Origin of the sequence: Corallococcus macrosporus, from assembly GCF_017302985.1 — a bacterium.
Lineage (GTDB): Bacteria > Myxococcota > Myxococcia > Myxococcales > Myxococcaceae > Corallococcus > Corallococcus macrosporus_A.
This window is the reverse complement of sequence record NZ_JAFIMU010000007.1, coordinates 3,060,615-3,073,510: the sequence shown is the minus strand read 5'-3', so window position 1 is coordinate 3,073,510 and position 12,896 is coordinate 3,060,615. Positions and strand designations below refer to the sequence as shown.

Genomic DNA, 12,896 nt, shown 5'->3' with positions numbered 1-12,896 from the left:
CCGGCCCGGGAGCCGCGCGTGCCTGCCCGCTAGCTCCTGCCGAAGATGATGCGCTCCTGGGTCAACAGACGCGTGGTGAAGTGCAGCGCCACCGCGGACACCGCCACGCAGGACAGGAGCGCGAGCAGGAAGGGCACGGGCCCCAGCGACTCGCCGCGCATCACCTCGCCCGCGAGCAGCTCCTGCCCCAGCACCGGCACCGCGAACATCCACGTCTGCGTCTGGATGGGGGACAGGGCCAGCAGCATCCCGGGCAGTGTGGGCAGCACCATCAGGAGGGACAGGTACGTCTGCGCCTCCTTGAACGACCGTGCATAGGTGGACACCCACATCTGCACGGCGGACGCGGCCAGCACCAGCGGCAGCACCGCGGCCAGCATGCCCAGCGCGGCCGGCGCGTCGAAGCGGGCGCGCACGCCCAGGTCCTCCAGCGGCACGCGCTTCACCACCAGGAAGTAACCCACCAGACACAACAGCACGCCCGTGGCCGCCATGGCGCAGGTGGCCAGCCACTTGCCCGTCACCACCGCGCCGCGTGGGGCGGGGTTGAGCAGCAGGGGCTCCAGCGAGCCGCGCTCGCGCTCGCCCGCCATGGTGTCGCTGGCCAGCTGCATGCCGCCCGCGAACGCCGCCATCACCAGGAACAGCGGGATGGTGGTGAGCACCGTGGCCGCGGTGCGCTCGGGCGTGGACAAATCCAGCTCATCCACGCGCACGGGCACCGCCAGCTCCGGGGACACGCCGCGCGCGAACAGGCGCTGGCTGCCGGTCTGCTGCGAGTACGCCCCCAGCATCCGCTGCGCGCGCTGCACGGACTGGCGGGCCTTGTTGCGCGAGCTGTCCACCACCAGCCGCACCGCCGCGGTGTGTCCGTCCGCGAAGGACTTCGCGTAGTCCTCCGGCACCACCAGCACCACGTCCAGCTTCCCGGCCTGCACCAGCGCCTCGTAGTCCTGGGGGGCCTCCGACAACTTCGCGCCGTAGCGCTCCAGGAAGGCCATCAGGCTGGGCGCGTGCTCGCGGCCCACCACGGGCATCTCCAGCGGCCGGTCCTGCCGGTACCAGGACGCCATCACGTTGAACATCACCAGGAACACCAGCGGGCCCAACAGCGGCCACAGGATGGCGGAGCCCAGCGTGCGCCTGTCGCGCAGGTGGTCACGCACCTCCTTGCGAAGCACCGTCCCGACCTGGCCCCTCATTCGCGCAACCCCTGCTCGCTGCCAATCACGCTCACGAAGGCTTCCTCCAGGCTGTCCTTGCCGGTGGAGGCGCGCAGCGCGTCCGCCGTCCCGTCCGCCACCACCCGGCCGCGCGCCACCACCACGATGCGGTCACACAGCGCGGCCACCTCCTGCATCACGTGGCTGGAGAACACCACGCAGCAGCCCTGCGCCTTCAGCTTGCGCAGGAGCGTGCGCACGGAGCGCGTGGCCATCACGTCCAGGCCGTTGGTGGGCTCGTCCAGGAGCACGTTGCGAGGCCCGTGCACCAGCGCGCGCGCCAGCGCCACCTTCACGCGCTCGCCCTGGCTGAAGCCCTCCGTGCGCCGGTCCGCGATGTCCTTCATGTCCAGCAGCTCCACCAGCTCCTCCACGCGCGCGTCCAGCGCGGCGCCGGACAGCCCGTGCAGCTCGCCGAAGTACCGCGCGTGCTCGCGCGCGGTGAGGCGCGGGTAGAGGCCGCGCGCGTCGGGCAGCACGCCCAGCGCGCGACGGGCCACCTCCGGCTTCTGGGCCACGTCCACGCCGTCCACGGTGGCGGTGCCGCCGTCCGGGCGCACCAGCGTGTAGAGCATGCGCAGCGTCGTCGTCTTGCCCGCGCCGTTGGGCCCGAGCAGGCCCGTGATGACGCCGTCCTCCGCGGTGAAGGTCACGTCGTGCACGGCCGTCACGGAGCCGAAGCGCTTGTGCAGGTTCCTGGCTTCAATCATGGGCGCGTGGAGTCCTACGGCACGGGGCCAGCGAAGGAGGTGAAGAAGGGCGGCCGCTTGAGGCCCGCGCCACAGTCCGGCGTCAGGCCCTCCACGCTGCCGCGCGTGAGCACCTCCGCCATCAGCGAGCGCGCACAGTCCGCGCCCACCGTGTTGTGCCCCAGCCCCGGCACCACCACGTGCAGGCTGTGCGTGAGCGTCGCCTTCGCCTGCTCGCCCCAGGGCGGCGGCGTCACCGGGTCCAGCTCGCCGGACAGCAGCAGCGTGGGGATGTCCGACTTCACCGGCTCGCGGAAGCTCCTGGGCACGTTCGCCTGGGGCCACTTCGCGCACGCGCGCTTCACGTCCAGCGCCATGCGCGGGCCGAACCAGGTGCCCTTCGCCTCGCGCTCGGCATCTTCTTCCGTGAAGAAGGGCGCGTCCTCCGCGCACACCACCGCCAGGAACATGCCCCGGCTGGTGGTGCGGGCCACCTCGTCCGTGAGCCCCAGCGACAGCGCGACGAAGGACGTCCAGTCATCCCTGGTGGCGCGGTCCAGCATCAGCGGCACCAGCGACGCGACGTCCGGGCTGTAGAGCAACGAGAACAGCTCCGACAGGAAGACGCGCCGGGTGAGCGTGAAGTCCTCCATCACGCCCGTGCGCGGGTGCGCCAGGCGCACCTTCGCGGGCGCGGCCTCCAGCTTCGTGAGCAGCGCTTCCGTGCGCGCCCGCAGGTCCGGGTACGCCTTCGCGCAGACGGGGTCCTTCGCGCACGCGTCCAGCAGCAGGTCCAGGGCGCGCTGGCCGTCGCGCGCGGCGTACAGCGGCAGGTACTGCCCCATGGGGGCCACGCCATCCAGGATGGCGGTGCGCACGCGGTCCGGGTGCTGGCGCATGTACACCAGCGCAGCGCGCGTCCCGTACGAGATGCCCCACAGGTTCACCTGCCGGTAGCCCAGCGCCGCTCTCACGTCGTCCAGGTCGTCCATCGCGATGGACGTCGTGTAGAGCCGCTCGTCCGCGTCCCAGCCCTTCCTGCACTGGGGAATCACGTCCGCGTCCTCGCGGTCCTCGAAGCGCTCCGCCAGCGACGTGCGCGACGGGTTCAGCGCCTCGCAGTCCAGCGGGTGCGAGTCCCCCGTGCCGCGCTGGTCCACGAACACGATGTCGCGCTGGCGCCGGATGCGCTCCAGCGCCGGCAGGATGCGCGTGCGGGACGCCGCCTGCCCGGGGCCGCCCGCGAGGAAGAACAGCGGATCCTCCTTCGGCTGCGACGCGAGCGCGGGCACCACCACCACGCGCAGGGGAATCTTCCGCCCCTTCGCCGCGGCCCGGTCCTCGAAGACCTCCAGCGTGCCGCACAGCGTCTGCGCCGCCACGCCGTCCAGCCGGCACGGCTTCAGGGCCATCTGCCGCGAGGGCGCCGTCCCCGAAGCGCCGGACCCGGCCTGGGAGCAGCCCGTGAGTGACAGCGCCGCCAGCACCGCCAGCGCGAGGGGGTGAGACAAGATACCACCTGTCACGAGGGGCCAACCTCCAGCACGGGGGAGTCCTCCTGGCGCATACCATTGGCGTGCCGAAGGTGCACCCGCCACAGCCCCGACACGCGCGGCGATTGAATCCGCGCGAACGCGGGGCGTCCTCTGCTACGCCCATGCCCATGAAGAAACAGAAACGCGCGTTCCTGGTCCTCTTCGCCCTTTCGCTCACCACGCTCTCCGGCTGCGCAGCGCTGCAGAGCCTGCTCAACGGGGCCTTCAAGAAGCCTACGTTGAAGTTCAAGACGGCCCGGCTGGCGAACGCCTCCCTGTCCGACGCCACGGTCGACCTGGTGTATGAACTGGACAACCCCAACAGCCTGGGCCTGAAGCTGGCGTCGGTGGACTACGCCTTCTTCGTGGAGGGCAAGCAGCTGGTGGCCGGCAAGCCCCGCGAGGGCCTGAACCTCAAGTCCAACGGCAAGAGCCAGATTGTCTTCCCCGCCAACGTGAAGTTCGCGGACATCGCGCCGGTGGTGACCACGTTCCTCAACAAGGACGCGGCGGCCTTCAAGGCGCAGGGCTCGCTGGGCATCCAGACGCCGCTGGGCGTGCTGAAGTTCCCCCTGGAGAAGGAGGGCACGTTCCCCGTCCCCAAGATTCCCCAGGTGCAGTTCCAGTCGCCGCGCATCACCAACATCACCATCAGCGGAGCCACGGTGGAGTTCCCCCTGGCCATCACCAACCGCAACGCCTTCCCCCTGCCGGTGGCGGGCATCACCGGAGCGCTCAAGGTGGCGGGCGCCAACGTGGGCAACCTGTCCACGGGCAACCTGGGCATGCTGGACGGCAGCGGGACCAAGCAGGTGACGCTGCCGCTCACCATCAACTTCGCGAGCGCCGCGTCCGCGGCCATGGCGCTCCGCTCGGGCGGCAACGCGCAGGTGAGCCTGACGGGCAACCTGACGTCGGACGCGCAGTCCGTGCCCCTGAACCTGAGCCAGTTCGTGAATTTCACGAAGTAGGAGGGCGTGCAGGGAGGCGGGCGGTGCGTGGGACACCGGGGATGTTGTCCCCGGGCAGGGGAGCCGTTACGGTTGCGCCGCTTCCCGAGGGCCCCCCATGCGCCGCATCCTCTTCAAGTCCAAGATCCACCGCGCGACGGTGACCCAGGCCGACCTCGACTACGAGGGTTCGGTGACCATCGACAAGGACCTGCTCAAGGCGGCGGACATCCTGCCCTTCGAGAAGGTCGCGGTGTGGAACGTCACGCGCGGCACCCGCCTGGAGACCTACGCCCTGGAGGGCGAGTCCGGCAGCGGTGTCATCTGCATCAACGGCGCGGCGGCGCACCTCAACCAGCCGGGCGACCTGGTCATCCTCGCCACCTTCGCGGAGGTCGAGGAGGCGGAGGTCGCCCACTGGAAGCCCACCGTCGTCTTCGTGGACGGCAAGAACCGGGCTGTCCCTGGCGTCACCGAGGAAATCCCCGGGCCCGCGCGCCGTATCGCGTAAGGGACGCTGTAGACCCCCGGCGGCACCTTTTGCCGCCCCCTGCCCTGTCTGCCATGCTTCCCGCCCTTTCCTTGCAGGCGCGGGTGCGCGGCGGCGCGCGTCCCGGAGGCGATGACGCGATGAGGTGGACGTGGGTGGGCCTGACGGCCCTGGTGGCGGTGGCGGGCTGCAAGCAGGTGGGCCCGTATCAGCGCGACCCCAACGACGAGGATGCGATCAGCTCCAACGTGCCCGTCATCCGCGCGCCCACGCAGGACCGCTGCGCGGCGCTGGGAAAGTCCTCCGTGCGCGGCGGCTGTGACGACGCCCTCTACCTGGCCAGTGAGTACGCCCGGCGCCTGGCGGTGGGGGACGAGGTGTGCCTGGAGGGCGGCTTCGGCGAGGACCCCGGCCCGGCGTGCAAGGCGCGCGCGGCGGTCATCGACACGGGGCCCAACCGGGTGAAGCTGGAGGTGCGCTCGGCGCGTCCGGACTCGCGGTGGTTCAAGTCAGAGATGCGACACGCCTGGTACGAAGAAGGCGCGCTCGTGGACCTGTACCTGGCGGAACGGGGTTACTAGAGACGACGGCCGCGCGCATCGCGGCCCAAAGGAGGAGGACATGGCCTTCTACGACAGCGTGACGGAGCGGCTGGGCTTCATGAAGAAGCTGACCCCCGCGGAGCTGAAGAAGCTGGGGGCGCTGCGCCTGTCGGACCTCATCCAGGGGGAGATTGGCCGGGCGCGCGTGCGCGTGGCGGCGCTGGAGAAGCGCTACCCGTCCGCGACGACCAAGGAGCTGGCGCAGCGGCTGGTGGATGAGAAGAAGAGCCTGGCCAGCATGGTGGGCGGCGTGAGCGGCGTGTTCGGGCTCGTGTCGCTGCCGGCGGACCTGACGTTCATGGCATACCTGCAGCTCATCCTGCTCACGGACGTGGCCACGCTCTACAAGGCGAACCTCAAGACGGACCGCGCGCGCGGGGAGCTGCTGGACCTGTTCGGCTACGCCAACGGGCTGGGGCCGCTGCACCGCTCCGGGCCCAAGGTGCTGGGGAAGCTGGCGGCGCTGCTGCTCACGAAGGGCGGCATGTCGACGCTGGGCCGCGCGATGCCGCTGGTCGCGGCGCCCATCACCGCGTACCTCAACAACCAGCACATCCAGATGGTGGGTGAGCAGGCCGTGCGCTTCTACGAAGGCTTCGACAAGGCCCACGCCAAGGCCAGGACCGCGAAGCGCAAGGCGGCGAGCGGGGAGTAGCGGACCCCGCGAAAATCCGGTCAGAAACCGGCGCGATATGTCCGTCACGTATTCCCGTTGAGTGCTGCGCGGGACCTTGGAGCCCGCGGCAGGCCGGGAGCGTTGCCCGCGGAGCCGGACGCGGGCGCGGATCCCCGGCACGGAGGGGTGCATGACGGAGCTCTCGGTGGATGTGCGCGTGCAGGTGGCGCGGTGGCGGAACCTCCTCGTGGACGCGGCTCGCTGCGGTTCGCTGGCGAGCCCCCTGGCCGCCCTGTCCCATCCCCACTGGGAGCCCATGGAGTTGCAGGCGCTCTGGTGGCTGCGCGCGGAGAGCCTGCTGCCCGTGGGCGTGCTCGCCATGCGCCTGGGAGGCCTGGCCATGCCGCGCCTGAGCCGGCTGGTGGATCGGCTGGAAGCGGGCGGACTCGTGCGCCGCGAGCGCTCCGTGCGGCATGACCGGCGGCGCGTGCGCGTGCGCCTCACCGACAAGGGCCATGCGTTGACGGATGAACTCAACGCGCAGGTGCAGGAGCGCATGGCGAAGCTGCTGTCCCCGCTCCAGGGCGAGACGCGCAGCGCGCTCATGGACATCCTGGAGCTGTGGGTGCAGGCCCTGACCGTCCAGGCGCGCAACGCCGAGGAAGTGGCCGAGGAGAACGCCGAGCTGGCCAGCGTCCCCGACGAGCTTCTAAGGGCTTCGGCCGCCTGACGGACTAGAGCCGCACCTCGACGACGCCCGAGCGGCGGCAGGCCTCCGCGCCGTCGCCGTCCCACAAGATCAGCTCACCCGCGGTCACCGTGATCGAGAGCACGTCGGAGTTCACGGCCCCCATCCGCCAACGGCCGGCGCTGTCCGTCTTCCCGTGCGCGAGCGGCATCGAGCGGGACCCTCCCGCATCCACGCTGACGCCAGCCACGGGCTGCCCATCCCGGGAGACATGCACCTCGCACGAAGGCGGAGGTGCTGTCTCCGGAGACAACCGCACCTCCACGTCGTGCGCCTCCTCGCCCGCCCGCGCCGCGCTGCTCGGCCGCGACGCGTACGGCGACGACGCGACCTGGACCCGGTAGGTCCCCGGCTCCGTCAGGGACACCGCCACGCCAGCTTCTTCGGGAAGGAACTCCTGGGTGGGGACGTCCCTCCAGACGCCCTGTGCATCGCGGCGCTCCAGCAGGTACACCGGATAGGGCTCCCGGGAACGCTCCATCAACTGCGACCGAGTGAAGCCATCCATCCGCAGCACCAGCCACCGGTACGGCGGCACGCGCCAGTCCACCTCCACCGCGCCCTGCATCCCCGCGGTCGGCGTGAAGGTGAAGGGCCATTCCCGGGGTGCCACCGGCCGTCCCGGCTCGGACACCTCGCGCGAAACAGTGAAGACGCTCGGCCTCCAGGCCGGCACGCCCTCCACCGTGAAGCGTCCGTCCTCCCCTACCGGTACGGGCTCGCCGTCGTCGGGCTTCACGGTCGCGGGCCCCAGGGGACGCCCCAGCTCCCCCAAAGACACCCGGCCCCGCAGGGTGACCGCGCCGCCCACGCCTTCGGGGAACAACTTCGCCACATCCAGCGTCACCAGCTCCACCGAGCCCTCCCGCAGGGGCACCTCCACGTCCCTGCTCCGCCTTCCTGCCGGCGTGCGCAACACCAGCCAGACAACAGGGTCCGGCGGCAGGGGTGCGAACCGCGTCTCCCCGTCCGTCAGAAGCGGCAGGAAGACGTCGTGCTGGAGCGCATGGATGAGCTCCGGCGCCGCCAGCGTCAGCGCTGGCAGCAGGTAGCTGATTCGAATGATCTCCTCGGTCGACAGCCCATGGAGGCCCCGGTGCATCCGCACGGAGAACGTCCCAGGGATGCCTCGCGCGCCCTCCAACCGCACGCGTATTCCCGTGGGGCGGCGAGCCTTCACCACGCCCAGGTCCACGACGCCTGTCACGGGCTGGCTCGGGGGGACCTGATCCGCCCACCAGACCGTCCCGTCCGGCGCAAAGGCCATGACCTCGTAGCGCGGCGCTGACGGCACCTCCACCGGCCCCACCACTCCGCCTTGCGCGGTGGCGGTGACGGGGGCCTTCTTCCACTCGCGCACGTTGGCCAGGTCCTCCAGCCGTGAGGGCTCCGCGCGCAGGGAGAATTCGCGGTCATTCTCCCACCATGCGCGATCCGCGTCGGAGACGAACGCCGCGCCCACGTGCGCCTCACCCTCGAACGGCCGCGAGTCCTCCAGCGTCGCCGTCAGCCACAGGCCCGCGTCCGGGGCCTCCACCGCCTCCACCAACAGAGCGGCGTCACGCACAACGGCCTCCTCGACCCGCGGGACCACGGGTGAAGGCGGCGCCGGTGGCAGGGGTTCCGGACGCAGCAGCATCCACGTGCTCACTCCGAGCAGCACCGCCACCAGCAATCCACCGAGGGCCCGCTTCACGTGCATCTCACGGCACCTCAGGGTCCGCGGGACAAAAGCGCCCCATCTTGGACAGGTCGGGCCGCCAGGAACAGCCCTCCTTCGTGGAATCGAGGCAACACCCCTCCCGCACGCCCTCCCCGGACATCACCCGCTAAATGCAACTTGATTGCATGTGACTCTCAGTGGCATCTATTGCGGGCCGCTCGCGGGAAGCCGGGCTGGCGCGCGCACCGCCACAGGTGCGTCCTGAGGGGAACCCATGAACCGCATCGTCTGGAGTGTCGGAGGCACGGGGGTCGTGTTGTCGTGTCTCGCGGTGGCCTGGCTCCACCGGCCCCTGGACCTCCCCGCCGAGCCGCCAGCGCCCCCGCCCACCGTGTCCCAGGTGGCACCGGCCCCGTCACCGACGGTCGAAGCCGCGCCCATCCACACGCCCGCGCCCGCGCCCGCCATCCCCGAACCGCTGGCGACCCCCTCACCAGAGGCGTTCCTCGACGCGGCGCTGAAGGTGAAGGGGCCCGTGCAGCCGGAGCTCCGGAACCGCGCGCGGCGTGAGCTGCCCGACACGCGCGTGCGGCTGGTGCGGGCCTTGCGCGCGGACCACCCCACCCCGCTGGCCCGCCGCGACGCGGTGCTCGCGGAGCTCACCGCGTCCGGTGACAGCTCGGAGCCGTGGACGCACGACGCACGCGCCGCGCTGGATGCATGGCACGCGCGCATCGACCAGGACGTGCGGCCCGTCCAGGCGGAGCCGCCCCACTGCTACGCCGCCGGCTGCGTGACGCGCGTCACCTTCCCGGACGAGCCGTCCTTCCGCGACGCCTGGGAGCGCGCCTCCCTCCTGACTCCGAGCGCACACAGCGCCCACCTCCAGCTCCCGCCCGAGCACCTCCCCTCGGGCGAGGTGCGCGTCCCGTGGCTCGTCCTGCGCCCGGACCGCTCCTAGCCCCCCCTTCTCACCCGCAGCACCCACCCAAGGAGTCCCCACCATGTCGAAGCATCCCCATGCCCTGATCGCCGCTGGCGCCGTCTTCCTGCTCGCCGGCTGCGGCACCGAAGAGGCCCCCGCCCAGGAGTCACCGGCCCCCGTCACCCAGCAGTCGGAGCTGCTCGCCGCCTGCCAGGACACGGAGGAGCTGGCGGAGGTCGCCGAGCACTCCTGCACCCACGCCGAATACGGACCCTTCGAGTCCGTCACCGCCGCGCCCTTCGGCGGCCCGTCCTTCGTGGACGTGAGCGTGGGGCACACCGCGTACAACGTCACCCTGCCGGCCATCACCTACCAGCAGTGGACGCTCGGCTACGCGGGCTCCGTCATCTTCACCCCGGAAGAGTCCACCGAGTACGCCTTCCTCACCTCCGGCTACCGCGCGGTCCGCGTCGTCAACGCGGCCACGAACGAGGAGGTCGGCCTGGAGTGCCGCTACAACATCCCGCAGGAGGTCTGCGGCAGCCTGCGCACCGCCGTCACCGCCGACCTGGAGGGTGGCGTCGACTACCGCGTGGACTTCGCGGCCATCGTCCCCCAGCCCTCCACCTTCCTCCTCATCGTCGAGGAGACGGGGCACGACCACGCCGAGGAGTAACCCCGCGTGAGTGAAGACCCGTGGACACCTCCAAGGTCCACGGGCCTTCCCAACATCCGAAAACTTCTGTATCTCAGTTGCATCTACATCACGGATTCCGATGAGGCAGCCCTCCCATGCGCATCCCGTTTCCAGCACTTCTCCTGGCCGGAGGCCTCGCGGCCCTGACCGCTTGTGGTGGCGACGATCCGCCCGCCCCGGACGGCACGCCCCAGGAGCAGGGCGACCCATGCGCCCCCCATGGCCACATCCACCGCGAGCCTGACGGCGACTGGTGCCACTGCGACCGGGGCTACCTGGCCAGCGAGCAGAGCCTGTCGTGCGTGACCGACCCGGACTACGTGCCGCGCGAGGGCTTCGACTTCGGCGACAACGGCGAGCACGCCTGCTTCCACGTCACCAACGGCCCCTTCGCCACCGTCACCGCCTCTCCGGAGCGGCAGCCGCGCGTGGACGACTTCCACACGCACTACACCGTCAAGCTGCGCCCGGAGAACGGCCAGTCCGTGGGGACGTTCAGCTTCAAGGCCTGGGCCTCCGGGGACTTCGTCCTCTACCTGAGCACGCCCGACGTCGCCGTCACCGTGAAGGAGGGCGAGCGCGTCGTGGCGCCCGTGGCCACCCAGGCCACCGGCGCCTTCTGTGAAGGCCTGAAGCACATGGTCGGCTACGAGCTGACGGACAAGGTCCAGTACACCGTCACCTTCGGCCCCACCGCGCGCACGGAGCTGGGGCTCGTCATCGAGCACCTCCAGTGACGGCCTGAATCGCCTGACCATTATTGCAACCAAGTTGCGTTTACGGCATGAGTGAGTCACCGGACGCACCGGTGGCTTCTGGCCGCCTGGCACCCCGCCGCGTCCGGCATCCCGAAAGGAAACACCCATGTTGAAGATGAAGCGCATCGCGCTGGGCGCGTTGTTGTCGCTCGGCCTGACGGCCTGCGGACCGATGGAGGAGGCGCCGGAGGCCTCCTTCGAGGCGCAGGACTCGCAGGAACTGGAGGCCGGCTGCACGTCGCTGGGCTCGGGCATCACCTCGCACGCGTGCACGCACGCGGGCAGCCCCACGGACCACGTGGCCATCACGGCGAGCGCCACGCGCGTCACCAGCGCGCCCTCCATCAGCACGAAGCACAAGGCCTACGACCTGACGCTGCCGTCCAGCGCCGAGGGTTCCGTGACGTACGTGCCGGCCACGACCGGCTCCTACGCGTTCTACCGGACGAAGAACGTGGCCTTCACCGTCGTGAATGGCAGCACCAGCGCGACGGTGCCGGCCGCGCTGTCTCACACCGTGTCGGCTTCCGGCTGCACGCTCGTGTACGTGTCCGTGTACGACCTGACGGCGGGCACGACGTACATCGTCGCGGCGGGCCCCGCGTCCGGCAACACCGTCACCGTGGTGCCGGAGTTCCTCAACGACACGCGCACGCGCTACTACCAGGACGCGGACAGCGACGGTTACGGCAACAGCTCCGTGTCCGTCTACACCGCGTGCACGCCGCCCGCCGGCTACATCACGCAGCGCTTCGACTGCAACGACGCTGCGGTGAGCATCAACCCGGGCGCCACGGAGATCTGTGGCAACGGCATCGATGACAACTGCGACGGTTCGCAGTGCTGATCGCGGTCCCCTGACGCGGACCTGAGCGGTCCGCTCCCGCGCCGGAGCACCTCATCTCGGAACGGTGCTCCGGCGTGGGCCTTTCTCCCTGCTTGCACGAAGGACTCCCCCCGATGCGTCTCTCCTCCGCCACCTTCCTGTTCGCCACCTGTGCCGCCCTCGCGCTGACCGGCTGCGATGACGACGACCCCATCGTCACGCCGGACGCCGGCACCTCGACGGACGCGGGCACCGACGCAGGTACGGATGCTGGCAGCGATGCGGGTACGGACGCGGGCACGTCCACGTCTACCGCCACCGTCACCGCCTCCCAGCCCGCCGAGGACGAGGCAGACGTCTACCCGCTGGAGATGTACCTGGACGCTTCCGGCCAGACGCCGGTCATCGCCTTCCGCAAGGTGCTGACGCTCACGTTCAGCGAGCCCATGGACCCCACCGCGGCCCAGGTCACGCTGCACGACCGCACGGACACCACCGTCCCTGCTCGCGTCCTCACCGGCGCCTGGTCCGGGGACGCGCGCACGCTCACCGTCACCGTGCCGCGCACGGAGGAGAGCACCCGTCCGCTGGAGGTCTCCACGCACTACGCCCTGTCGCTGGAGTCCCTGAGGGACGCGGCCGGACTCGCGCTGGCGGACACCTCGCTGGACTTCACCACCGGCGAGCGCGACCCGGCGCTGGAGCACGCGTGCACGCACACGCTCGTCAACACGCCGGAGGCCGTCACCGCGGGCCGCACGCCCTTCGACTTCCCGCCCGACACGCACACCGGCCACGCGCGCTACGACGTCACGCTGCGCTCCGGTGAGGCGGGCTTCGGCGGCTACACGGGCTTCATCTCCGACCCGGAGAGCGCCGAGCACGTCACGCTCTACCTGAACCAGAACGTGCCCACGAAGGTCACCAACGACACGGCGGGGACGGACGTCGCGTCGGTGCTCGCGCCCGCGCGCTTCATCTGCGCCGGCATCACGCACACGCTGAAGTTCACGTCGGAGCCGGGGGATCAGATCCACCTGTTCCAGTTCGGTCCCGTGGCCTCGGAGCACATCCAGTTCGTGCTGGAGCGCGAATAGCAAGCCCCACACGACTCGCGGGAAGGGCGTGCGTCCACCAGGACAAGGTGGGCCGCCCTGGCGGTCCAATGCCGCGC

Annotated in this window: 14 protein-coding genes; 10 read left to right on the top strand and 4 right to left on the bottom strand. The window is 70.8% G+C overall.

Features of this window, described 5'->3' with window-relative positions; all coding sequences use genetic code 11:
• Positions 1-29 precede the first annotated feature (29 nt).
• From JYK02_RS25185 to JYK02_RS25175, 3 genes are read right to left on the bottom strand one after another with little or no spacing between them, the layout of a single operon-like run.
• Entirely contained in the window at positions 30-1,202 is a 1,173-nt protein-coding gene (locus JYK02_RS25185) for an ABC transporter permease (RefSeq protein ID WP_207054645.1), read from the bottom strand.
• Complete coding sequence (locus tag JYK02_RS25180; RefSeq protein WP_207054644.1) at positions 1,199-1,933, bottom strand: ABC transporter ATP-binding protein; 735 nt, start codon at positions 1,931-1,933, stop codon at positions 1,199-1,201. The genes JYK02_RS25185 and JYK02_RS25180 overlap by 4 nt, the downstream gene beginning before the upstream one ends.
• 14 nt (positions 1,934-1,947) lie before the next feature.
• Positions 1,948-3,438 (bottom strand): alpha/beta hydrolase, encoded by a 1,491-nt coding sequence (locus JYK02_RS25175; protein WP_207054643.1) that lies wholly within the window; start codon positions 3,436-3,438, stop codon positions 1,948-1,950.
• Between the two features lie 137 nt (positions 3,439-3,575).
• On the opposite strand from JYK02_RS25175, the gene JYK02_RS25170 reads away from it, so the two are divergent.
• From JYK02_RS25170 to JYK02_RS25150, 5 genes are all read left to right on the top strand, one after another.
• Positions 3,576-4,418, top strand: a complete 843-nt coding sequence (locus tag JYK02_RS25170) for an LEA type 2 family protein (RefSeq protein ID WP_207054642.1) — start codon at positions 3,576-3,578, stop codon at positions 4,416-4,418.
• A 97-nt stretch (positions 4,419-4,515) separates the two neighbouring features.
• Complete coding sequence (gene panD, locus JYK02_RS25165; protein ID WP_120547611.1) at positions 4,516-4,908, top strand: aspartate 1-decarboxylase; 393 nt, start codon at positions 4,516-4,518, stop codon at positions 4,906-4,908.
• Positions 4,909-5,027: 119 nt separating this feature from the next.
• Positions 5,028-5,468 carry a hypothetical protein gene (locus JYK02_RS25160; protein WP_207054641.1) on the top strand — a complete coding sequence of 147 codons (441 nt, stop codon included), beginning with the start codon at positions 5,028-5,030 and terminating at the stop codon, positions 5,466-5,468.
• Between the two features lie 40 nt (positions 5,469-5,508).
• Complete coding sequence (locus JYK02_RS25155) at positions 5,509-6,144, top strand: EcsC family protein (protein ID WP_207054640.1); 636 nt, start codon at positions 5,509-5,511, stop codon at positions 6,142-6,144.
• Between the two features lie 151 nt (positions 6,145-6,295).
• The gene (locus JYK02_RS25150) at positions 6,296-6,835 is read left to right on the top strand and encodes a MarR family winged helix-turn-helix transcriptional regulator (protein ID WP_207054639.1); all 540 of its coding nucleotides are present in this window, start codon (positions 6,296-6,298) and stop codon (positions 6,833-6,835) included.
• 4 nt (positions 6,836-6,839) lie between these two features.
• On the opposite strand, the gene JYK02_RS25145 is transcribed toward JYK02_RS25150, so the two are convergent.
• Positions 6,840-8,420 carry a carboxypeptidase regulatory-like domain-containing protein gene (locus JYK02_RS25145; RefSeq protein WP_207054638.1) on the bottom strand — a complete coding sequence of 527 codons (1,581 nt, stop codon included), beginning with the start codon at positions 8,418-8,420 and terminating at the stop codon, positions 6,840-6,842.
• Between the two features lie 370 nt (positions 8,421-8,790).
• On the opposite strand from JYK02_RS25145, the gene JYK02_RS25140 reads away from it, so the two are divergent.
• From JYK02_RS25140 to JYK02_RS25120, 5 genes are all read left to right on the top strand, one after another.
• The gene (locus JYK02_RS25140) at positions 8,791-9,477 is read left to right on the top strand and encodes a hypothetical protein (RefSeq protein WP_207054636.1); all 687 of its coding nucleotides are present in this window, start codon (positions 8,791-8,793) and stop codon (positions 9,475-9,477) included.
• A 43-nt stretch (positions 9,478-9,520) separates the two neighbouring features.
• On the top strand, positions 9,521-10,117 hold the full coding sequence (locus JYK02_RS25135; protein WP_207054634.1) for a hypothetical protein: 597 nt from the start codon (positions 9,521-9,523) through the stop codon (positions 10,115-10,117).
• Positions 10,118-10,233: 116 nt separating this feature from the next.
• Positions 10,234-10,875 carry a hypothetical protein gene (locus tag JYK02_RS25130; protein WP_207054632.1) on the top strand — a complete coding sequence of 214 codons (642 nt, stop codon included), beginning with the start codon at positions 10,234-10,236 and terminating at the stop codon, positions 10,873-10,875.
• Positions 10,876-11,002: 127 nt separating this feature from the next.
• Entirely contained in the window at positions 11,003-11,743 is a 741-nt protein-coding gene (locus JYK02_RS25125) for a putative metal-binding motif-containing protein (protein WP_207054630.1), read from the top strand.
• A gap of 113 nt (positions 11,744-11,856) precedes the next feature.
• A complete protein-coding gene (locus JYK02_RS25120; protein ID WP_207054628.1) occupies positions 11,857-12,819 on the top strand; it encodes an Ig-like domain-containing protein in 963 nt (320 codons plus the stop codon).
• Positions 12,820-12,896: the final 77 nt, after the last annotated feature.

What these genes read in the sequence shown, in the direction of transcription:
- JYK02_RS25135 (WP_207054634.1), top strand. Translation starts at nt 9,521, where the DNA reads ATGTCGAAGCATCCCCATGCCCTGATCGCCGCTGGCGCCGTCTTCCTG.
- JYK02_RS25150 (WP_207054639.1), top strand. Translation starts at nt 6,296, where the DNA reads ATGACGGAGCTCTCGGTGGATGTGCGCGTGCAGGTGGCGCGGTGGCGG.
- JYK02_RS25155 (WP_207054640.1), top strand. Translation starts at nt 5,509, where the DNA reads ATGGCCTTCTACGACAGCGTGACGGAGCGGCTGGGCTTCATGAAGAAG.
- JYK02_RS25120 (WP_207054628.1), top strand. Translation starts at nt 11,857, where the DNA reads ATGCGTCTCTCCTCCGCCACCTTCCTGTTCGCCACCTGTGCCGCCCTC.
- JYK02_RS25130 (WP_207054632.1), top strand. Translation starts at nt 10,234, where the DNA reads ATGCGCATCCCGTTTCCAGCACTTCTCCTGGCCGGAGGCCTCGCGGCC.
- JYK02_RS25125 (WP_207054630.1), top strand. Translation starts at nt 11,003, where the DNA reads ATGTTGAAGATGAAGCGCATCGCGCTGGGCGCGTTGTTGTCGCTCGGC.
- JYK02_RS25140 (WP_207054636.1), top strand. Translation starts at nt 8,791, where the DNA reads ATGAACCGCATCGTCTGGAGTGTCGGAGGCACGGGGGTCGTGTTGTCG.
- JYK02_RS25160 (WP_207054641.1), top strand. Translation starts at nt 5,028, where the DNA reads ATGAGGTGGACGTGGGTGGGCCTGACGGCCCTGGTGGCGGTGGCGGGC.
- panD (WP_120547611.1), top strand. Translation starts at nt 4,516, where the DNA reads ATGCGCCGCATCCTCTTCAAGTCCAAGATCCACCGCGCGACGGTGACC.
- JYK02_RS25170 (WP_207054642.1), top strand. Translation starts at nt 3,576, where the DNA reads ATGAAGAAACAGAAACGCGCGTTCCTGGTCCTCTTCGCCCTTTCGCTC.
- JYK02_RS25185 (WP_207054645.1), bottom strand. Translation starts at nt 1,202, where the DNA reads ATGAGGGGCCAGGTCGGGACGGTGCTTCGCAAGGAGGTGCGTGACCAC.
- JYK02_RS25180 (WP_207054644.1), bottom strand. Translation starts at nt 1,933, where the DNA reads ATGATTGAAGCCAGGAACCTGCACAAGCGCTTCGGCTCCGTGACGGCC.